We start from the raw sequence: 18,712 nt of genomic DNA, 5'->3' as shown, positions 1-18,712 counted from the left end.
TGGACGTCGCAGCGATGCGCAGACGCGCGCCCAGGTGGGCGGTGGTGCTCGGTTGTGTCGCGGTGCTCTCGACCGCGGCCTGCACCGCCGACCCGCCCCCGCCGGTCCAGCAGTCCGAGACCCCGCCCCCGGCCACCGATGTGCCGCAGGGACAGACGATCTCGGTCGCGACCGACAGCATCGGCGTGGGCCTCAACCCGCACCTGTCGGCCGATCAGAGTCCGGTCACCGCGGCGGTGGCGGCGATGACCCTGCCCAGCGCCTTCACCCCGACAGCCGGACCCGGCGGGGTGTCGTGGGCGCTCGACACCGCCGTCCTCAACAGCGCCGAGGTCACCTCGCAGTCACCGTTCACCGTGACCTACCGGATCGCGCAGGACGCGCAGTGGTCCGACGGCCTCCCGGTCACCGCCGACGACTTCTCCTACCTGTGGCAACAGATGTCGCGGCAGCCCGGCACCATCGCGCCCGCCGGGTACCGACTGATCGACGACGTCGCCTCGCGCGCCGGCGGCAAGGAGGCGGTGGTGCGTTTCCGCACCCCGTATCCGGCGTGGCGTGAACTGTTCTCGGCGATGCTGCCGTCGCACGTGTTGCGGGGAGTGCCCCAGGGGTTCCAGACCGGGATGGACGTCGGTCTCCCGGTGTCGGCGGGGCGCTACTCGATCACCGTGATCGACACCAGCCGCGACGAGGTCCGTCTCCAGCGCAACGACCGCTTCTGGCGGACACCGGCGGTGGTCGATCAGATCGTCCTGCACCGCGTCGGCACCGCGAGCCAGCTCGCCGAGTCGATCCGCTCGACCGACACCCGCGTCGTCGCGCTCGCCGGCGGACCCGCGCTCGCGGGCACCCTGTCCGCGATCCCCGGTGTCGCCACCGGGCGTACCCCGGTCGGTCGTTCGCTGGGTGTCACCGTGAACACGCGGACCCCATCGATGTCGGCGCCGGCCGTCCGTCAGGCCGTGCTGGGGATCATCGACCCGCAGGTGCTGACCGACGCCAGTGCAGGGGAGTCCACCGTGACCCCCTTCGCGGGCGCGGTCCTCGTACCCACCGATCCGGGCTATGTACCCGTCGACTCCGCGCGTCCGTCTCCCGAGGCGATCTCGTCGCTGCTGTCGTCGGCGGGGTACTTCCCCGTGCCGTCCGCGGTCTCGACGACCCCCGCCGGCAGCGGCACCCCGACGGGAACGGCCACCCCCACCACAGCGACCCCGACCACCACCACGACACCCTCGACGACCGACGCAGCCTCGGGACCGTCCCTGCCCAGCGGGGTCGTGCCCGTGCAGCGCGGCGGGTCGACGCTGTCGGTCCGCGTCGGCGTGGTCGCCGGCGACGTGCGCACCCGCGCCGCGGCCGACAGCGTCGCCGACCAGCTCCGGGCGGCCGGCATCGCCACCGAGGTGCGTGCGCTGACGTCGGCGGAGCTCTACGGCCCGGCCCTCACCGGTGGCGACGTGGATCTCGTCGTCGGCTGGCGCACCGCGTCGGTGACACCCGCGACGCGATTGGCCTCGTCCGTAGAATGCGACCAGACCGATGCCGCACTCGCGTCGGGCACCGCCTCGAGCGGCGCCCCGGCGTCGGGCGGCGCGACGCCGTCGTCGGTGCCGACCACCACCGGGACCTCGACCCCGGATCAGGGCGCCGGAGGCAGCGACAGCGACCAGGTGCGTTTCCCCAGCAACGTGTCGGGGCTGTGCGACCCGACCCTGGTCGGTCTCGCCGCCCGGGCGATGGGATCGGTCGACCCGATCGCCGACCTGCGGACCGCCGCTGCGGTGATCGCCGAGCAGCACGTCTATCTGCCCGTCTACCAGGACTCGATGCTGACCGCGATCGGACCCGGCGTGCGCGATGTGCCGCTGCAGGGCCCGGTCGGGACGGCCATCTTCAGTGCCACCGGCGGCTGGCGGCTCGCGGACCAATGAGCACCCTCGATCGCACCGGACAGCGCCTGCTGGTGGTGCACGCCCACCCCGACGACGAGTCGATCATGACCGGCGGGATCATCGCCCGGTACCTCGACGAGGGTGCCGAGGTCACCGTGGTGACCTGCACGCTCGGTGAGGAGGGTGAGGTCATCGGCGAGCAGTGGGCGATGCTCGCCGCCGACGGCGGCGCCGATCAGCTCGGCGGCTACCGCATCGCCGAACTCACCCGCGCGCTCGCCGCACTGAGCCCGTCCGGTGCCGAACCCCTCACACCGCTGTTCCTCGGTGGCGCCGGCCGCTGGCGCGACTCCGGCATGGCCGGGGCGCCCTCGGCGTCACACCCGCGGGCCTTCGTCGGTGCCCCCATCGCCGAACCTGTCTCGGCGCTGGCCGACGTCATCGTGGCGCGACGGCCGCAGGTGGTCGTCGGTTACGACCCCGCGGGGACCTACGGCCATCCCGATCACCTCACGGTCCACCGGATCTGTGGCGCCGCGATCACCGAGGCCCGCGAGCGCGGATGGTCGGTCGCCAAGCACTACTGGTCGGTGACCGAGGCGTCGGCCCTCGCACAGGGTCTCGATGCCGCCGTCGACCGCGTCCCCGACGGCTGGCGGATGCCGCTGCACGGCGAACTGCCCCGCTACCGCGACGACGAGATCACCACCGCCATCGACGTGAGCACGGTCCTCGACCGCAAGGTCGACGCCCTGGCCGCACACGCCACCCAGGTCACGGTGTCGCCGTCGCGCACCGAATACGCCCTGTCGAACGACATCCTGCAGCCGATCTTCGCCGAGGAGCACCTGATCCTCGTGGACGGCGACCTCGAACCGACCGAGCCGGGCGGACGCGAGAACGACCTGTTCGGGCCGTCGACTCGAGAGGCGTGAACTCCGTGGACACCCGGGACCGACTGCTGCTCGGCGCGCTCGCGGTGGACGGGTTCGTCGTCGGCCTGCTGTCGCTGGCGTTCGTCAACTCCTACGTCGGCTCGGTGCCGATGCCGGTCACCGCGGTGATCGGCGGTGCGGTCAACGGCCTGCTGATCTGGCTGGCGTCGGGCCTCGACGGTGGATCGCTGCGCTACCTGCCGCTGGCCGGATGGCTCCTGGCCGTGGCGATCGGGCTGCTCGGCGGCCCCGGCGGCGACGCGCTGTTGTTCGGCGACTGGCGCACGTTGTTGCTGGTGGCGGTGGGTGTCGGGGTCCCCGTCGTGCTGTCGTGGAGTGGTCGCCTGCCCGTGGGGCGCGGGTGATGGTGGCCTCGACCGCCTCCGTCGACGGCGAATGGCGCATGATCGTCAGGTGACTTCCGAACACCAAGAGTCCACCGCTCTGCCCGCTCCGAGCTTCCCCGACGCCATCGCGACCGCGGTGACACCCGCCGAACCCGCGCCGACCGCCTCGGCCATGCGCCGCGCCCTGCGTCGGGTGCGCGACGGTGCGACGGTCAACGCCGACGAGGCCGCGGTGCTCCTCGCGGCTCGTGGCGAGGATCTCGCCGATCTGTGTGCCTCGGCGGCCCGCGTGCGCGACGCCGGTCTGGTGGCCGCCGGGCGCGAACGCCAGGTCACCTACTCGCGCAAGGTGTTCATCCCGCTCACCCGACTCTGTCGCGACCGCTGCCACTACTGCACCTTCGTCACCGTGCCCGGCAAGCTCGCGCGCGACGGGCACGGCCCGTTTCTCGAGATGGACGAGGTGCTCGACATCGCGCGCCGCGGCGCCGAACTCGGTTGCAAGGAGGCGTTGTTCACCCTCGGTGACCGTCCCGAGGACCGCTGGCCGGAGGCCGCGCAGTGGCTCGACGAGCGTGGTTACGACTCGACGCTCGACTACGTGCGCGCGGCGTCGATCCGCGTTCTCGAGGAGACCGGTCTGCTGCCCCACCTCAATCCCGGCGTGATGAGCTGGCAGGAGATCTCACGGCTCAAGCCCGTCGCCCCGTCGATGGGCATGATGCTCGAGACCACCTCGCGGCGGCTGTTCACCGACAAGGGTGAGTGCCATTACGGCAGCCCCGACAAGGATCCCGAGGTCCGTAAGCGGGTGCTCGTCGACGCCGGGCGTCTGTCGGTGCCGTTCACCACCGGGATCCTCGTCGGCATCGGTGAGACGCGCCTCGAGCGGGCCGAGTCCATCCTCGAGATCCGGTCGACCCACAAGGCCTTCGGTCACATCCAGGAGGTGATCGTCCAGAACTTCCGGGCCAAGTCCGACACCGCCATGCGGTCGGTACCCGATGCCGACATCGACGAGTTCGTCGCCGCGGTGGCCGTCGCCCGTGTCCTGCTCGGTCCGTCGATGCGCATCCAGGCCCCGCCGAACCTCGTCTCCGCCGCCGAGTGCGCGGCGCTGATCGGTGCCGGGGTCGACGACTGGGGCGGCGTGTCGCCGTTGACCCCCGACCACGTGAACCCCGAACGACCGTGGCCCAACCTCGACGCGCTCGCCGAGATCACCGCGGCCGCCGGTTATCGCCTCACCGAACGTGTTGCGGCGCAACCGCAGTATGTGCTGGCGGGACAGCCGTGGATCGATCCGCGCATCACCGGACACGTGCAGGCGCTGGCCGACCCGGTGACCGGCCTCGCCGCCGACGTGATCCCCGTGGGCCGACCGTGGCAGGAACCCGACGAGGACTGGCAGTCGAGTGGACGGGTCGATCTGCACACCGCCATCGACACCGACGGTCGCAACACCGAGACCCGCAGCGATCTCGGAAGCGCCTTCGGAGACTGGGACACCGTGCGCGAGCAGGTGCTCGCGCTGTCGGCCGACGCCGCCGGTGCACCCGCCCGCCTCGACTCCGAGGTCCTCACGGCGCTGCGCCACGCCGAGTCCGACCCGGCCGCGTGCAGCGACGCGGACTACCTGGCGCTCGCCACCGCCGACGGTGACGGCCTCGAAGCGCTTGTGGCACTGGCCGACTCGCTGCGCAAGGAGGTCAACGGCGACGACGTGACCTACGTCGTGAACCGCAACATCAACTTCACCAACATCTGTTACACCGGTTGCCGGTTCTGTGCGTTCGCCCAGCGCAAGGGTGACGCCGACGCCTACACGTTGGCGGCCGAGGAGGTCGCCGACCGTGCCTGGGAGGCGCATGTGGCCGGGGCGACCGAGGTCTGCATGCAGGGCGGTATCGACCCCGAGCTGCCCGTCACCGGGTACGCCGACCTGGTGCGCGCGGTGAAGGCCCGCGTGCCGTCGATGCACGTGCACGCCTTCTCGCCGATGGAGATCGTCAACGGCGCCTCGCGGGGTGGCCAGAGCATCCGGGAGTGGCTGATCGCGCTGCGTGAGGCCGGCCTCGACACCATCCCCGGCACCGCCGCGGAGATCCTCGACGACGAGGTCCGCTGGGTCCTCACCAAGGGCAAACTGCCCACCGCGGAGTGGATCGAGGTGGTGACCACCGCCCACGAGGTGGGTCTGCGCTCGAGTTCGACGATGATGTACGGCCATGTCGACGCCCCGAAGCACTGGGTGGGCCACCTCAACATTCTCCGCGGGATCCAGGACCGCACAGGCGGTTTCACCGAGTTCGTGCCGCTGCCGTTCGTCCACCAGAGCTCGCCGCTGTACCTCGCGGGCGCATCCCGGCCGGGCCCCACGCACCGCGACAACCGTGCGGTGCACGCGCTCGCGCGGGTGATGCTGCACGGTCGGATCCACAACATCCAGACCAGTTGGGTCAAGCTCGGCACCGCCGGCACCCAGGTGATGTTGCAGGGCGGAGCGAACGATCTGGGCGGCACGCTGATGGAGGAGACGATCTCGCGCATGGCCGGTTCGCAGCACGGGTCGGAGAAGACCGTCGCCGAACTGCGGAAGATCGCCACCGACATCGGGCGCCCCGCCCGCGAACGGACCACCGTGCACGCGCGCCGCGAATCCGCGGCCTGACCTCGCAAGGAGACCCATGGCCCCCCTCTCGCCGCACCCGTCGATCTCCGATCACGACATCGCGCGGGTGCTCTACACGGCGACCGGCGTGATCAACCCGGTACTCGACGCGGTGGAGCACTGGGATGCCTTCGGCATCAAGCGGATGACGTTCGACCCGCGACCGGGAGACGATTCGCTGCTGGGCACGGCGACACGCGCCCTGCAGTGGTTCACCGACTCGTCGGGTGTCCCGGGGACGCGGACGTGGGAGAAGTGGAGCGTCGAACAACGCACCGAGTGGTGGGTCGGCCGGGTGGGACGCCTGAGCACCGCACTGGTCGCCTATCCCGGTGTGTTCGGCGTGCTCGCCGACCGTCTGCCCGTCCAGGATCTGCTCGGCTTCGCCCACCAGGCTTTCATCATCTGCGCGGTCCAGCGGGTGCACGGCGTGCACGACCGCTTCGATCAGACCGACCAGCTCATCGCGGTGTTGTGCGACCGGATCATCGACTCGCGGGTCGTGTTGTCGCACACGCCGACCGATGCCGACGCCCGCGGCGTGGCCCGTGTCGAGAAGGCGGTGCAGGGCGACGCCGATCCGCACCGTGACCTGACCCCGATGGGACTGGTGAGGTCGGTCGGTTCGGTGGTGGGCCTGCTGCGTTCGATCACCGACGTCCTCTCGCACCGCCCGTCGCCGAAACAACCGTGGCGTCTGCTGAGTGCGCTGCCCGTCGTCGGCGCGGTCGCGGACTACGTAGGGGAGCAGTCGGCGTTGCGACGCGCGACCGAGGCCGCGGTGGCCAGCCTCCGTGCCCCCGTGCGTGTCTGATCCGGTCGCCTCGGCGACAACCTGACCGACGAGGCCCGTCGGCGCCGCTCTCGCGTTCTCACGCGGCCGTCGCCGACGCCGGGACTCAGACGAGGCGTCGCGCCGCCCGTGCCACCCACGGTCGGGTGCGCGGCGGCGCGGTGAGCGCGCCCAGTGCGACGTGGGCGAGCGACCGGTGTCCGGTCTCCGCCGACGCTTTGTCGACGCCTCGGGTGGGCTCGGTGGCGGGGCCCAGGAGGAAGACCGCGGGCCCGCTGCGGGGGCCGCGCTGCGGACCGGTGAAGCCCGGTAGCGCGATCCGCGTGTGATAGATCCCGAGGAACAACGACCCCGGGACGAGGGTGCGTACCTCGTCGACGAGATCGAGTGCGCCCGAGACGGATCCGAACGCCCGGTACCGCATCACCAGGGCATCGCGGCCGTCGAACCCCGACGGCTCGATCCGCCAGGAGAAGCGTTCCTCGCGCACCACGGTGTCCCCGCGTCGCCAGAGGTTGTACCCCTCGCCGATGCCGTCGACGCCGTCGTGACACGGGGCGCCGTAGGCCTTGCCGAGCCAGAGCCCACGACCCTGCCGCGCGAAGAAGTCCCGTGCGGCGGCGTCGGTGTCGTGGGGGAACGCGCTCGGGTGTTCGCCGACGATCTCGTCGATCGTCGGTGCGGGCAGATCGCGGTGGAGCGCGAGGAGGTCGGCCGACGATGACGACGCCGCCTGCGCGAGCGATTGCGGCGCCGTGGGCGTCATCGCAGGGCGGCGAGCGCCTCGTGACCGCCGATGACGTCGGTGGCACGGTGCAGGCCGAGTTCCTGCAGGGCAGCCGCGGCGAGACTCGAGGTGTAGCCCTGCTGGCACAGGATGATCCAGCGCACGTCGTGGTCCACCGCGGCGTCGATGCGCGCGTCGCTGGCCGGGTCGCAGCGCCACTCGAGCACGTTGCGCTCGATGAGGATCGCGTCGGGGGACTCGCCCTCGACCGCGCGCTGCGCGGCGGGTCGGATGTCGACGAGGATCGCGCCCGCGGCGAGTTCGTCGGCGACCCGCTCGGCGGGCAGACGGTCGATGCGGGAGCGGGCCGCGGCGAGCACGTCGTCGATCGTCGTCACGGGGTGACACCTGTCCTGTGTCGTCTCATCGTGGGTGAGCACTCATTTCTCGGGCACGTCGGTCAGTTCGGTGCGCACCCGGCGCAGCGACTGTTCCGAGGTGACCTCGTAGTAGCTCATCGCGCTCAGCGGCGGCGAGTACGCGTGCACGCTCAAGGTCGGGTCGGACGACGGTGCGGTGCCCGGTGTGCGCATCACATCATGCACCCAGCCCAGGGGGAACGAGGCCTGATCGCCCGCGTCGAGCACGCGGTCGCGCAGACCGCGTCCGGTCCAGCGGGACTCGGTCAACGACCCCGACAGCACCGTCAGCGCGCCGAGTGAACCGGCGTGGTCGTGGAGTTCGGTGGAGGCGCCCTCGGTCCAGCTGATCAGCCAGATGTCGACGTCGTCGTCGGAGTGCAGCCGTGTCGACCAGCGCGCGACGTCGTCCCACTGGTCCGGGAGCGCGGTGTCGTGTTTGCCGTCGAGGATGTCGGCGGCAGTCTGGTCGGTCAGTCGCAGCAGGTCGGCCGGGCACAGTCGCGTCGGCAGCACCCTCGTCGGGACCGGCCGGCGCGGGAGCGTGCGGGCGGTGAGGGGGGAGGCGGTGAAGGGGGAGATGGTCGTGGTCATCGGGGTTCTCCTCAGGTCGCGGGTCGGGGGCGAGGTGTTCTCAGCCGCGACAGCGTCGGGAGGTGGGGTGATGAAGCACCCATGCACCATCCCGCCGATCCGCCCACCGGGGGAGGGTTACAGGCCCGCTGATTCGAAGGCGGACTCGATGCGACCGGACCGCTCAGAAGAACCGGACAACTCAGAAGACGAGGCCGACGATGGTGGCGCTGATGAAACTGACCAGCGTCGCCCCGTAGAGCAGGCGCAGCCCGAACCGGGCGACGTTGATGCCCTGCTTCTCGTCGAGACTGCGCACCGCGCCGGCGATGATGCCGATCGAGGAGAAGTTCGCGAACGACACCAGGAACGTGGACACGATCGCGATCGTCCGCGCCGAGAGGTCGTCGTCGCCGGAGGTGAGCTGCAGCATCGCCACGACCTCGTTGGCCACGAGCTTGGTGGCCATGAACTTCCCCGCCGCCACCGACTCGTCCCACGGGATCCCGGTCAGCCAGGCCAATGGTGAGAACGCGTAGCCGAGGACGTCCTGGAACGTGGTGCCGCCGAACAGGCCCGAGAAGATGCCGTTGAGCATCGCGATCAGCGCGATGAACCCGATCAGCATCGCGCCGACGGTGAACGCGACCTTGAACCCGTCGAGGATGTACTCGCCGAGCATCTCGAAGAACGACTGCCGGGGCCGCGTGTCGCGTCCACCGCCGGCGACCAGCGCGTCGACATCGGAGTCGGGGGCGGGATCGTAGGGGTTGATCAACGACACCACGATGAACGCGCCGAAGAGGTTCAGCACGATCGCGGTGATGACGAACCGCGCGTCGATGAGCTGGAGGTAGGCGCCCAGGATCGACGCGGACACCGTCGACATCGCCGACGCGGCGAGGGTGTACATCCGGTGCGCCGGGAGCACCGGCAGCAGTTTCTTGACCGAGATGAACACCTCGGACTGGCCGAGCAGGGCCGAGGCGACCGCGTTGAACGACTCCAGCTTTCCCATGCCGTTCACCTTCGACAGCGCGGTGCCGATGACGGTGACCACCAACGGCAGGATCTTCGTGTATTGCAGGATCCCGATCAGCGCCGAGATGAACACGATCGGCATCAGCACGCTGAGCAGGAACGGCGGTGACGTGGAGGGGTTCTTGTCGACATCGGTGAGGTCGCCGAACACGAACGTCGTGCCCTCGGCGGCGTACCCCAGCAGGTGGTCGAAGCCGCTCTCGATCCCGCGGATGACGTCGGTGCCGACACCGGTCTTCAGCAGCGCCAGGCTCAACGCGACCTCGATGAGGAGCATGACCGCGATGGGCCGGAGCTTGCGCTTCACCTGGGAGCGGTCCGTGCTCGGCAGCCATGCGAGCAGTCCGAACACGAGGAGTCCGACGACCCCGATCACGTAGTGCATGGGGTCATTCTGACCGTTTGCGGTTAGTTGGGCTCAGTAACTCGTGGGCATCGTGTCGGCGCTGCCCTCCGGTCCGTCGCCCCGGATGTGACCGTGGGCCCGTCAGGCGGGATACTGGAGCTCAGGTGTCGTGCGGCGGGTGCCGCGACGCGAGTGCGGAGAGCACCACGTGAGTGAAGGAGTGACCGAGTTGACGTACATCATCGCCGAGCCGTGTGTGGACCTGCTGGATCGGGCCTGCGTCGAGGAGTGCCCGGTGGATTGCATCTACGAGGGTGACCGGATGCTCTACATCCAGCCCGACGAGTGCGTCGACTGCGGTGCCTGCGAACCGGTCTGCCCGGTGGAGGCCATCTTCTACGAGGACGACGTCCCCGACGAGTGGGAGCCGTACGTCAAGGCCAACGTCGATTTCTTCGACGATCTGGGGTCGCCGGGCGGCGCCAGCAAGGTCGGCAAGACCTCGAACGATCCGTCGTTCATCAAGGGTCTGCCACCCATGAACACCGAAGAGTGACCGACAAGACCGCGCGGCGGTCGGTGGCGGCGACGCTGCCCGACTTCCCGTGGGACACCCTCACCGAGGCCAAGGACACCGCGGCAGCGCATCCCGACGGCATCGTCGACCTGTCGGTCGGGACACCTGTCGACGAGATCGCCGACGTCATCCGTCGCGGTCTCGACGACGGCGCCGGGTTCCCCGGGTACCCGACCACCTCGGGTACGACCGCGCTGCGCGCCGCCGCGGCCGCCGCACTGATCCGCCGGTACGGCATCGCCGACGTCGACGCGTCGTCGATCCTGCCGCTCATCGGGACCAAGGAGGCCATCGCCTCGGTCGTGTCGCTCCTCGGCTTCGGCCCCGGCGACGACATCGTGATCCCCGAGGTCGCCTATCCGACCTACGAGGTCGGGGTCCTGCTCGCCGGTGCCCGTCCGGTGCGCTCGGATTCGCTGTTCGCCCTCGGTCCGACGAATCCCGGTGCGGTCTTCATCAACTCGCCGTCGAACCCCACCGGAGCGGTTCTCGGTGTCGATCACCTGCGCAAGGTCGTCGCCTGGGCCCGCGAACGGGGCGCGATCGTCATCTCCGACGAGTGCTATCTCGGTCTCGCGTGGGACGCCGAGGCGGTGTCGATCCTCGATCCGCGCGTCTCCGACGGCGACACCACCGGCCTGCTCGCCGTGCACTCGTTGTCGAAGATCTCCAACCTCGCCGGCTACCGGGCCGGGTTCTTCGCCGGCGACCCCGCGCTCGTCGCCGAGCTGCTCGCGGTGCGCAAGCACGCGGGACTGATCGTCCCGTACCCCGTGCAGACCGCGATGCTGGCGGCACTCAGCGACGACGACCACGTCGCCGTGCAACGCGAGCGCTACCTCAACCGTCGCGTCGTGCTGTCGACCGCCGTGCGCCACGCCGGTTTCCGGATCGACCACTCCGAGGCCGGTCTGTACCTGTGGGCCACCCGCGACGAACCCTGCCGCGACACCGTCGCGTGGCTGGCCGAGCGCGGCATCCTCGCCGCGCCGGGGGAGTTCTACGGCCCCGCCGGTGTGAAGCACGTGCGCCTGGCGCTCACCGCGACCGACGAGCGCATCGCCGCTGCCGCGGCACGTCTCACCGTCGACTGACGCGGCAGGATCCACCACGCGATCCCATGCGATTGTGCCCGCTCAGCGAGAACAATCGCATCGGATCGGTGATGCTCCCGGGCTCGGGTCAGTCGTTCGCGTGCAGGGCGGCGTTGAGGGCGATGCCGTCGCCCTTCCAGGGCACGACCTCGACGGCGCCGCTGACGCTGTTGCGACGGAACAGCAGGTTGTTCGTGCCCGAAAGATCGCGTGCCTTGACCGCGGTGCCATCCGGCCCGGTGACCTTGGTGCCCGCGGTGACGTAGAGCCCCGCCTCGATGACACAATCGTCGCCGAGGGAGATCCCGCAGCCCGAGTTGGCGCCCAGCAGACAACGCTCGCCGAGCGAGATCACCTGTGTGCCACCACCGGACAGCGTGCCCATGATCGACGCGCCACCACCGACGTCGGAGCCGTCACCGACGACGACGCCGGCCGAGATACGGCCCTCGACCATCGAGTTGCCGAGTGTGCCGGCGTTGAAGTTCACGAATCCCTCGTGCATCACCGTGGTGCCGTTCGCGAGGTGCGCACCGAGACGGACGCGGTCGGCGTCGCCGATCCGCACACCCGACGGCACCACGTAGTCGACCATGCGCGGGAACTTGTCGATGCTGTTCACCGCGACCGGGCCTCGGGCGCGCAACCGCGCGCGGGTCAGCTCGAAACCCTCGACCGCACACGGGCCGTGGTTGGTCCACACGACGTTGGCGAGCAGCCCGAACTGGCCGTCGAGGTTGAGGCCGTGGGGTGCGACGAGCCGATGCGACAGCAGGTGCAGACGCAGGTAGACATCGTGCGCGTCGGTCGGGGCCTGCGACAGATCGGCGATCGTGGTCGTCACCGCGACGGTCCGCACGCCGCGGGCCTCGTCGCTGCCGACGAGGGAACGCAGGTCGGCGGGGATGTCGTCACCGCTGTGCTGCACGGTCCCCGACCCGCCCCCTGCGCCCAGTTCCGGAGCGGGGAACCAGGTGTCGAGCACCTGACCGCTGTCGGTGATGGTGGCGATCCCGGTTCCGGCTGCTGATGTCGCTTCACTCACGGGAGCACACCCTACCGGCGATACTGGGGTGGTGGATCACGCCACCGGCTACCGCGAGCGACGCTCCACGGCGCTGCCCGCGACCGTGTGGAAACGCTGGTGCGAACCGGGCCCGTCGATCGTGCGACCCGACGGCTGCATCGACCTGATCTGGGACGGCTCGCGTGTACTGGTCGCGGGCCCCGACACCGTCGCGCGGCGGCACGAGACGACCGCACCGGTGACGTTGACGGCCATCCGGCTCGCGCCCGGTGTCGCGCCGACGGTGACGGGGCTGCCCGCGGTCGAATTGCGGGATCGCCAGCCGACGCTGACCGACGTCCTCGGTGCGGACGCATCGCGGTGGGAGGAGTCGGTCGCGGGTTCGACGACGCCCGGCGCAATGCTGGAGTCGCTCGCCGCCGAGGCACTGCGTCGCCGCGACGGCGTGCCCGACTGGATCGGTCCGACGGTTGCCGCGATCCGGGCCGGCGACCGCTTCGACGACGTCGCCGATCGGCTCGGACTCAGCGCCCGTCAACTGCGCCGCCGATGCGACGACGCCTTCGGCTACGGACCCAAGACGCTGCACCGCATCCTGCGTGTCGAGGACGCGAGTCGCTCACTGCGTGAGGGTTTCTCGCTCACCGACACCGCGCACCGCCACGGATATTCCGACTACTCCCACATGTTCCGGGAGTTCCGGGCGATGGTCGGGTCGACGCCGTCCGACGTCACCGGCCCGACCCCGCGTCACGCGAGTGTCGCGCAGAGATCGACCGGGTTGCCGTCCGGATCGAGCACCACCGCATACCGCTGACCCCACACCGCGTCGAACGGCGCGAGGTGCCCCCGGTGCCCGTCGTCGACCAGCGAGGCGTAGAGAGCATCCACCGACGCGGGGTCCGAGCAGTCGACGGCGAGCGCAGCCCGATGACCGCCCGCGGGCGGTGTCCAGCCCGAATCGAACGAGGTGATCACCTCGGCCGTGTCGAACATCAACCGGAAGCCGCCGGCGAGGACGACCTCGGCGTGCGGGGCGTCGTCCTGGTCGTCGGGGACATCGATGCCGACGGCGCGGTAGAAGGCGAGGGCCCGGGCCATGTCGGAGACGACGACGGAGAGGCCGATGACGTGTGCGGAGGTGGTCATGGCACGAACGTTAGGACCGCCCGCACCCCGCGGTCATGAACATTTCGGACGTCATCGACGCGTGCGTGCTCAGTCCTCGCTGATCTGCAGACGGAAGCGGTCGCGACCGGTGTGCAGGTCCCACAGGTGATCGGCGAGTGCCTCGGGGCTCTTGCGCGGGTCATCGGCGGAGATCGCGCCCCCGATGATCAACTGCGACACGTGGATACCCTCCGGTTTCAACTCCTCGTGGAGCAGTTGGGCGTAGGCGGCCTGTCCGGCGAACGCGATGGACGTGCCGGTGACGGTGCGACCGGGCTTGACCGCCGATCCGCCGTTGACGAACAGGATGGTGCCCGTGTTCTCGCCGAGGAACCGCATGCCGGGCAGCACCTGGTGCACCGCCGCGATCGGTCCGTAGATCGAGAACTCGACCGGCCCCACCATGTCGGCCGGGGTCGTCTCGAGCACCGGTCGCATGAAGTCCTTCTGCGGCAGCGGGCTGTACTGGAGCACCTCGATCGGCCCGAGCGTCTCGGTCACCTGTTCCAGTGCCGACGCGATCGACGCCGGATCACGCACGTCGGCGGCGAAACCCCGTGCCGACACACCGTCTTTCGCGAGGGTGTCGGCGAGCGCGTCGACCCGCGACTGGTTGCGCGAGATGAGCCCCACCGAGAACCCCTCGGCACCGAACCTGCGTGCCACTGCCGCTCCGAGTCCTGCTCCTGCACCGATGATCGCGAGAGTCGTCATGCCCGGTGCAACGGGTGGATCGACGGCGACTATTCCCGGCGGCGCCGCCGCACCGGCGAGGCGGCGACCGCTCGTCGTATCCTCGACGGTCATGGGTACCGCCGCGCTGGATCTGACCGCCGATCCGATCGACCTGACCGCGGCGCTGGTCGACATCGCGAGCGAATCGCACCACGAGGCCGCTCTCGCCGACGCCGTCGAACACGCACTGCGCGCGCAGACCACCGACTTCGAGATCCTCCGGCACGGCGACCGTGTGCTGGCCCGGACCCATCGCGGACTGCCGTCGCGGGTGATCCTCGCCGGCCACCTCGACACCGTCCCGATCGCCGACAACGTCCCAAGTCGCCGCACCGTCGACGACGTCGAGGGCGACGTGCTGCACGGCTGCGGCACGGTCGACATGAAGTCCGGCGACGCGGTGTTCCTGCATCTCGCCGCGACGATGACCGATGTCGCACATGACCTGACGTTGATCTTCTACGACTGCGAGGAGATCGCCGCGGTCCACAACGGGCTCGGGTTCATCGAACGCGAACTCCCGGACTGGCTCCACGGTGACGTCGCGATCCTCGGCGAACCGACGGCGGGCCAGATCGAGGCAGGCTGTCAGGGGACACTTCGGGTGCGCCTCACCGCCACCGGGACGCGCGCCCACTCGGCGCGATCGTGGATGGGCGACAACGCGATCCACGCGCTGTCGGGTGTGCTGGCGACGTTGTCGGCATATGCGCCCCGGCGCGTCGACATCGACGGATGCGAGTACCGGGAGGGGCTCTCGGCGGTGCGCATCGACGGCGGTGTGGCCGGCAACGTGGTACCCGACCTCGCGTCGGTCGACGTCAACTTCCGCTTCGCCCCCGACCGCACCGTCGACGCCGCCCTCGGCCACGTCCGTGAGGTGTTCGCGGCCGAGTTGTCCTCCGGCCGAATCGGTCTCGAGCTCACCGACTCCTCACCCGGCGCCCTGCCCGGCCTGTCGCACCCCGCCGCGCAGGCGCTCGTGGCGGCGGCCGGTGGTCGTGTTCGCGCCAAGTACGGCTGGACCGACGTCGCCCGGTTCGCGGCGTTGGGCATCCCCGCGGTCAATCTCGGTCCGGGGGACCCGAACCTCGCGCACCGCCGCGACGAACGCGTGCCGACCGCGCAGATCACCGAGGTGACCGACATCCTGCGGCGTCACCTGCGCACGCCCGCCTGATCTCGTTCCACGCCGGTGTCGGATACCGTCGGCGGCGTGCCAGCCGACGATCACGACCAGCCGCTCTGCTACTCCGGCGCGACCCGCAGACGTCTCGATCCCGAGTCGATGGAGTCGACGACCGACCGCCGGTTGCTCGACACCGGCGACTCCGATCCCGACGGGGCGCGTCGCGCGAATCGGCTCGAACACGACCCGTGGCGGGTCCTGCGCATCCAGTCCGAGTTCGTCGCCGGGTTCGACGCGATGTCCGACGTCGCCGCCGCGGTGACGGTGTTCGGGTCGGCGCGCACCACCCCCGACTCGCCGGAGTACGCGCTCGGGGTCGAGCTCGGTGGGGCGCTCGCTGCCGCGGGCTACGCGGTGATTACCGGCGGCGGTCCCGGGGCGATGGAGGCGGCCAATCGTGGTGCGGCGCAGGCCGGTGGCCGGTCGATCGGTCTCGGTATCGAGCTGCCGTTCGAACAGTCGCTCAACGAGTGGGTCGACCTCGGGGTGAACTTCCGCTATTTCTTCGCCCGCAAGACGATGTTCGTGAAATACGCGCAGGCGTTCGTGTGTCTGCCCGGCGGGTTCGGGACGATGGACGAACTGTTCGAGGCACTCACCCTCGTCCAGACGAAGAAGGTGACCCGCTTCCCGATCGTGCTGCTCGGCGCCGACTACTGGCAGGGACTGCTCGACTGGATCACCGGCACGCTCGTCCCCGCGGGCACGGTGTCGCAGAGCGACGTCGCGCTGCTGCACGTCACCGACAGCGTCGCCGAGACCGTCGACATCATCACCCGTGCGGGCACGCAGATGGAGGCGTCGAACCGATGACCGCCATCTGTGTGTACTGCGCATCGGGACCGGTCGACGAGAAGTACCTCGCCCTGGCGTCGGAGGTGGGTGCCGCGATCGGTGCGGGGGGACACACCCTGGTCTCCGGCGGCGGCAACGTGTCGATGATGGGTGCGGTCGCGCGCGGAACCCGCGAGGCGGGGGGCCGGACCGTCGGGATCATCCCCCGCGCCCTGGTCGACCGCGAGGTCGCCGACACCGACGCCGACGAACTCGTGGTCACCGACACCATGCGACAGCGCAAGCAGCTGATGGACGAACGGGCCGACGCGTTCGTGACGCTGCCCGGCGGCATCGGGACGTTGGAGGAGCTGTTCGAGACCTGGACCGGCGGCTACCTCGGTATGCACGCCAAGCCCGTGGTGGTGCTCGACCCCTTCGGTTTCTACGCCCCGCTGATGTCGTGGCTGACCGCGCTGCAGGGCGACGGATTCGTCTCCGCGCACGCCCTCGAACGCCTGCAGGTCACCGATTCTGTGACCCGCGCCATCGAATGGTGTACCAGCCGGTAACCTCACCTCGACACCAATCGCCTTTGCCCTGGGGAGCTGCACTAGTGAGCACTGAGTCTCGTTCGCGCGTCGGATTGAAGGACATGGCCAAGGGGGTCGTCGGGCTGGCCTCCGACGCGACGGTCATGTTGCGCAACGCGCCGGGCCTGGCGCTGCGCAAGCCGACCAGCACGATGACGATCGGCAGCCTGTTCCAGAAGAAGGCCGGGGCCCATCCCGATCGCCCGTTCCTGCGTTTCGAGGGCAAGTCCTTCACCTACGGCGAGTGCAACCGCCGGGTCAACCGCTACTCGGCACTGCTCGCCGACTCCGGCGTCGTCGCCGGAGACGTGGTGGGGGTGCTCGCCAAGAACAAGCCCGACACCGTGCTCGCCATGCTCGCGATCGTGAAGCTCGGCGCCGTCGCCGGGATGCTGAACTACAACCAGCGCGGCGCCGTGCTCGAACACAGCCTCGGGGTGCTCGAGGCCGACGTGATCGTCGTCGATCCCGACGCCCGCGAGGCGCTCGACTCGGTGCCCGAGAAGGCCGTCCCGAAGAACGTGCTCTCCTTCGACGACCTCGACGCGAAGTCGGCGGACCTCTCGCAGGAGAACCCCTCGATCACCGAGACGCTGCCCGCGTCGACCAAGGCGTTCTACATCTTCACCTCCGGCACGACGGGCATGCCCAAGGCCAGCGTGATGTCGCATTTCCGCTGGCTGACCGGACTGTCGGGCATCGGCGGCATGGGTGTCCGTCTACGTCACGACGACACGATGTACGCCTGTCTGCCGCTGTATCACAACAACGCGTTGACGGTGTCGCTGTCGTCGGTGCTCGGCGCGGGTGCCTGTCTCGCGATCGGCAAGCAGTTCTCGGCGTCGAAGTTCTGGGACGACATCATCCTCAACCGCGCCACCGCCTTCTGCTACATCGGTGAGCTGTGCCGCTACCTGCTGGCGCAGCCCGAGAAGGACACCGACCGGGCCCACTCGGTGCGCGTCGCGGTCGGCAACGGCATGCGCGCGGAGATCTGGGACACCTTCGCCGAGCGTTTCGGCATCGACCGGATCGTCGAGTTCTACGCGGCGAGCGAGTCGAACCTCGCGTTCATCAACATCTTCAACGTCAAGCGCACCGTCGGCTTCTGCCCGCTGCCGTACAAGATCGTGCAGTACGACGGCGAGACCGGTGAGCCGCTGCGCAACGACGCCGGCCGCGCGATGGAGGCCGCCAAGGGTGAGCCGGGTCTGCTGATCTCCGAGATCAACGACCGCATCCCCTTCGACGGCTACACCGACCCGAAGGCGACCGAGAAGAAGATCGTCAAGGACGCCTTCGCCGAGGGTGACCGGTGGTTCAACACCGGCGACCTGGTGCGCGATCAGGGCTTCTCGCATGTGGCCTTCGTCGACCGCCTCGGCGACACCTTCCGGTGGAAGGGCGAGAACGTCGCGACCACCGAGGTCGAGGGCGCGCTCGACGCCGACGGACAGATCGGGCAGTCGGTGGTGTTCGGTGTCGAGATCCCCGACACCGACGGCAAGGCCGGCATGGCGGCGGTCACGCTGAAGAACGGCGACAAGCTCGACGGGTCGCAGCTGGCCAAGCACCTCTACGACGCCCTGCCCTCGTACGCGCTGCCGCTGTTCGTGCGCGTGGTCGAGCAGCTCGAGCAGACCTCGACGTTCAAGACCATGAAGGTGGAGCTGCGCGATCAGGGCTACTCCGAGGTCGGAGAGGACCCGCTGTACGTCCTCGCCGGAAAGTCCGACGGCTACGTCGAGTACTACGACGGATACGTCGACGACGTGTCGGGCGCCAAAGCCCCGCGCAACTAGA

The 18,712-nt window shown here is 69.8% G+C and carries 19 protein-coding genes; 12 read left to right on the top strand and 7 right to left on the bottom strand.

Annotation, left to right across the window (positions count from 1 at the left end):
* Positions 1–14: 14 nt before the first annotated feature.
* Genes ASG12_RS13950 through ASG12_RS13930 form a run of 5 tightly spaced genes read left to right on the top strand, consistent with a single transcriptional unit; the run spans position 15 to position 6,665 of the window.
* Positions 15–1,937 carry an ABC transporter family substrate-binding protein gene (locus ASG12_RS13950; RefSeq protein ID WP_055791008.1) on the top strand — a complete coding sequence of 641 codons (1,923 nt, stop codon included), beginning with the start codon at positions 15–17 and terminating at the stop codon, positions 1,935–1,937.
* Positions 1,934–2,833: an N-acetyl-1-D-myo-inositol-2-amino-2-deoxy-alpha-D-glucopyranoside deacetylase gene (gene mshB / locus ASG12_RS13945; RefSeq protein WP_055790491.1), complete on the top strand. Its 900-nt coding sequence runs from the start codon at positions 1,934–1,936 to the stop codon at positions 2,831–2,833. The genes ASG12_RS13950 and mshB overlap by 4 nt, the downstream gene beginning before the upstream one ends.
* A 5-nt stretch (positions 2,834–2,838) precedes the next feature.
* Positions 2,839–3,198: a hypothetical protein gene (locus ASG12_RS13940; RefSeq protein WP_055791005.1), complete on the top strand. Its 360-nt coding sequence runs from the start codon at positions 2,839–2,841 to the stop codon at positions 3,196–3,198.
* A gap of 31 nt (positions 3,199–3,229) precedes the next feature.
* A complete protein-coding gene (locus tag ASG12_RS13935) occupies positions 3,230–5,851 on the top strand; it encodes a bifunctional FO biosynthesis protein CofGH (RefSeq protein WP_055790489.1) in 2,622 nt (873 codons plus the stop codon).
* Between the two features lie 16 nt (positions 5,852–5,867).
* Complete coding sequence (locus tag ASG12_RS13930) at positions 5,868–6,665, top strand: hypothetical protein (protein WP_055790486.1); 798 nt, start codon at positions 5,868–5,870, stop codon at positions 6,663–6,665.
* Between the two features lie 85 nt (positions 6,666–6,750).
* On the opposite strand, the gene ASG12_RS13925 is transcribed toward ASG12_RS13930, so the two are convergent.
* The 4 genes from ASG12_RS13925 to ASG12_RS13910 all read right to left on the bottom strand — a co-directional run bounded on the left by ASG12_RS13925 (position 6,751) and on the right by ASG12_RS13910 (position 9,789).
* The gene (locus tag ASG12_RS13925) at positions 6,751–7,410 is read right to left on the bottom strand and encodes a hypothetical protein (RefSeq protein WP_055790483.1); all 660 of its coding nucleotides are present in this window, start codon (positions 7,408–7,410) and stop codon (positions 6,751–6,753) included.
* On the bottom strand, positions 7,407–7,769 hold the full coding sequence (locus ASG12_RS13920; protein ID WP_045823466.1) for a rhodanese-like domain-containing protein: 363 nt from the start codon (positions 7,767–7,769) through the stop codon (positions 7,407–7,409). The genes ASG12_RS13925 and ASG12_RS13920 overlap by 4 nt, the downstream gene beginning before the upstream one ends.
* Before the next feature lie 42 nt (positions 7,770–7,811).
* Positions 7,812–8,384, bottom strand: a complete 573-nt coding sequence (locus ASG12_RS13915; RefSeq protein ID WP_082501981.1) for a cysteine dioxygenase — start codon at positions 8,382–8,384, stop codon at positions 7,812–7,814.
* Between the two features lie 181 nt (positions 8,385–8,565).
* Positions 8,566–9,789, bottom strand: coding sequence for a NupC/NupG family nucleoside CNT transporter (locus ASG12_RS13910; protein WP_055790481.1), 1,224 nt, complete (start codon positions 9,787–9,789; stop codon positions 8,566–8,568).
* 190 nt (positions 9,790–9,979) lie between these two features.
* Here ASG12_RS13910 and fdxA point away from each other — a divergent pair, with 190 nt between their 5' ends.
* Both fdxA and dapC read left to right on the top strand, forming a co-directional pair.
* Positions 9,980–10,306 carry a ferredoxin gene (gene fdxA, locus ASG12_RS13905; RefSeq protein WP_045823463.1) on the top strand — a complete coding sequence of 109 codons (327 nt, stop codon included), beginning with the start codon at positions 9,980–9,982 and terminating at the stop codon, positions 10,304–10,306.
* On the top strand, positions 10,303–11,421 hold the full coding sequence (gene dapC, locus ASG12_RS13900) for a succinyldiaminopimelate transaminase (RefSeq protein WP_055790478.1): 1,119 nt from the start codon (positions 10,303–10,305) through the stop codon (positions 11,419–11,421). Before fdxA ends, dapC begins: the two co-directional genes overlap by 4 nt.
* 88 nt (positions 11,422–11,509) lie before the next feature.
* Here dapC and dapD read toward each other — a convergent pair whose 3' ends face one another.
* Positions 11,510–12,466, bottom strand: coding sequence for a 2,3,4,5-tetrahydropyridine-2,6-dicarboxylate N-succinyltransferase (dapD, locus tag ASG12_RS13895; protein ID WP_082501980.1), 957 nt, complete (start codon positions 12,464–12,466; stop codon positions 11,510–11,512).
* A gap of 31 nt (positions 12,467–12,497) precedes the next feature.
* Here dapD and ASG12_RS13890 point away from each other — a divergent pair, with 31 nt between their 5' ends.
* Positions 12,498–13,265, top strand: a complete 768-nt coding sequence (locus ASG12_RS13890) for a helix-turn-helix domain-containing protein (protein WP_055790476.1) — start codon at positions 12,498–12,500, stop codon at positions 13,263–13,265.
* Here the strand turns inward: ASG12_RS13890 and ASG12_RS13885 are convergent.
* Positions 13,199–13,597: a VOC family protein gene (locus ASG12_RS13885; RefSeq protein ID WP_055790473.1), complete on the bottom strand. Its 399-nt coding sequence runs from the start codon at positions 13,595–13,597 to the stop codon at positions 13,199–13,201. The genes ASG12_RS13890 and ASG12_RS13885 overlap by 67 nt on opposite strands.
* Before the next feature lie 69 nt (positions 13,598–13,666).
* Positions 13,667–14,425, bottom strand: a complete 759-nt coding sequence (locus ASG12_RS13880; protein WP_235456852.1) for an SDR family NAD(P)-dependent oxidoreductase — start codon at positions 14,423–14,425, stop codon at positions 13,667–13,669.
* On the opposite strand from ASG12_RS13880, the gene dapE reads away from it, so the two are divergent.
* The 4 genes from dapE to ASG12_RS13860 all read left to right on the top strand — a co-directional run bounded on the left by dapE (position 14,424) and on the right by ASG12_RS13860 (position 18,711).
* Positions 14,424–15,533, top strand: a complete 1,110-nt coding sequence (gene dapE / locus ASG12_RS13875) for a succinyl-diaminopimelate desuccinylase (protein WP_055790468.1) — start codon at positions 14,424–14,426, stop codon at positions 15,531–15,533. The genes ASG12_RS13880 and dapE overlap by 2 nt on opposite strands.
* A 108-nt stretch (positions 15,534–15,641) precedes the next feature.
* Positions 15,642–16,355 carry a TIGR00730 family Rossman fold protein gene (locus ASG12_RS13870; protein ID WP_082502021.1) on the top strand — a complete coding sequence of 238 codons (714 nt, stop codon included), beginning with the start codon at positions 15,642–15,644 and terminating at the stop codon, positions 16,353–16,355.
* Positions 16,352–16,888, top strand: coding sequence for a TIGR00730 family Rossman fold protein (locus ASG12_RS13865; RefSeq protein WP_055790465.1), 537 nt, complete (start codon positions 16,352–16,354; stop codon positions 16,886–16,888). Before ASG12_RS13870 ends, ASG12_RS13865 begins: the two co-directional genes overlap by 4 nt.
* An 83-nt stretch (positions 16,889–16,971) precedes the next feature.
* The gene (locus tag ASG12_RS13860) at positions 16,972–18,711 is read left to right on the top strand and encodes a long-chain-acyl-CoA synthetase (protein ID WP_235456849.1); all 1,740 of its coding nucleotides are present in this window, start codon (positions 16,972–16,974) and stop codon (positions 18,709–18,711) included.
* Position 18,712: the final 1 nt, after the last annotated feature.

The sequence above is a fragment of the Williamsia sp. Leaf354 genome (genome assembly GCF_001424365.1).
Classification (GTDB): Bacteria; Actinomycetota; Actinomycetes; order Mycobacteriales; family Mycobacteriaceae; genus Williamsia_A.
Note: the sequence above shows the minus strand (reverse complement) of the source record. Positions and strands in the feature narration are given on the sequence as shown.

What these genes read in the sequence shown, in the direction of transcription:
- ASG12_RS13950 (WP_055791008.1), top strand. Translation starts at nt 15, where the DNA reads ATGCGCAGACGCGCGCCCAGGTGGGCGGTGGTGCTCGGTTGTGTCGCG.
- mshB (WP_055790491.1), top strand. Translation starts at nt 1,934, where the DNA reads ATGAGCACCCTCGATCGCACCGGACAGCGCCTGCTGGTGGTGCACGCC.
- ASG12_RS13935 (WP_055790489.1), top strand. Translation starts at nt 3,230, where the DNA reads ATGGCGCATGATCGTCAGGTGACTTCCGAACACCAAGAGTCCACCGCT.
- ASG12_RS13930 (WP_055790486.1), top strand. Translation starts at nt 5,868, where the DNA reads ATGGCCCCCCTCTCGCCGCACCCGTCGATCTCCGATCACGACATCGCG.
- ASG12_RS13925 (WP_055790483.1), bottom strand. Translation starts at nt 7,410, where the DNA reads ATGACGCCCACGGCGCCGCAATCGCTCGCGCAGGCGGCGTCGTCATCG.
- ASG12_RS13915 (WP_082501981.1), bottom strand. Translation starts at nt 8,384, where the DNA reads ATGACCACGACCATCTCCCCCTTCACCGCCTCCCCCCTCACCGCCCGC.
- ASG12_RS13910 (WP_055790481.1), bottom strand. Translation starts at nt 9,789, where the DNA reads ATGCACTACGTGATCGGGGTCGTCGGACTCCTCGTGTTCGGACTGCTC.
- ASG12_RS13885 (WP_055790473.1), bottom strand. Translation starts at nt 13,597, where the DNA reads ATGACCACCTCCGCACACGTCATCGGCCTCTCCGTCGTCGTCTCCGAC.
- dapE (WP_055790468.1), top strand. Translation starts at nt 14,424, where the DNA reads ATGGGTACCGCCGCGCTGGATCTGACCGCCGATCCGATCGACCTGACC.
- ASG12_RS13880 (WP_235456852.1), bottom strand. Translation starts at nt 14,425, where the DNA reads ATGACCGTCGAGGATACGACGAGCGGTCGCCGCCTCGCCGGTGCGGCG.
- ASG12_RS13870 (WP_082502021.1), top strand. Translation starts at nt 15,642, where the DNA reads ATGGAGTCGACGACCGACCGCCGGTTGCTCGACACCGGCGACTCCGAT.
- ASG12_RS13865 (WP_055790465.1), top strand. Translation starts at nt 16,352, where the DNA reads ATGACCGCCATCTGTGTGTACTGCGCATCGGGACCGGTCGACGAGAAG.
- ASG12_RS13860 (WP_235456849.1), top strand. Translation starts at nt 16,972, where the DNA reads ATGGCCAAGGGGGTCGTCGGGCTGGCCTCCGACGCGACGGTCATGTTG.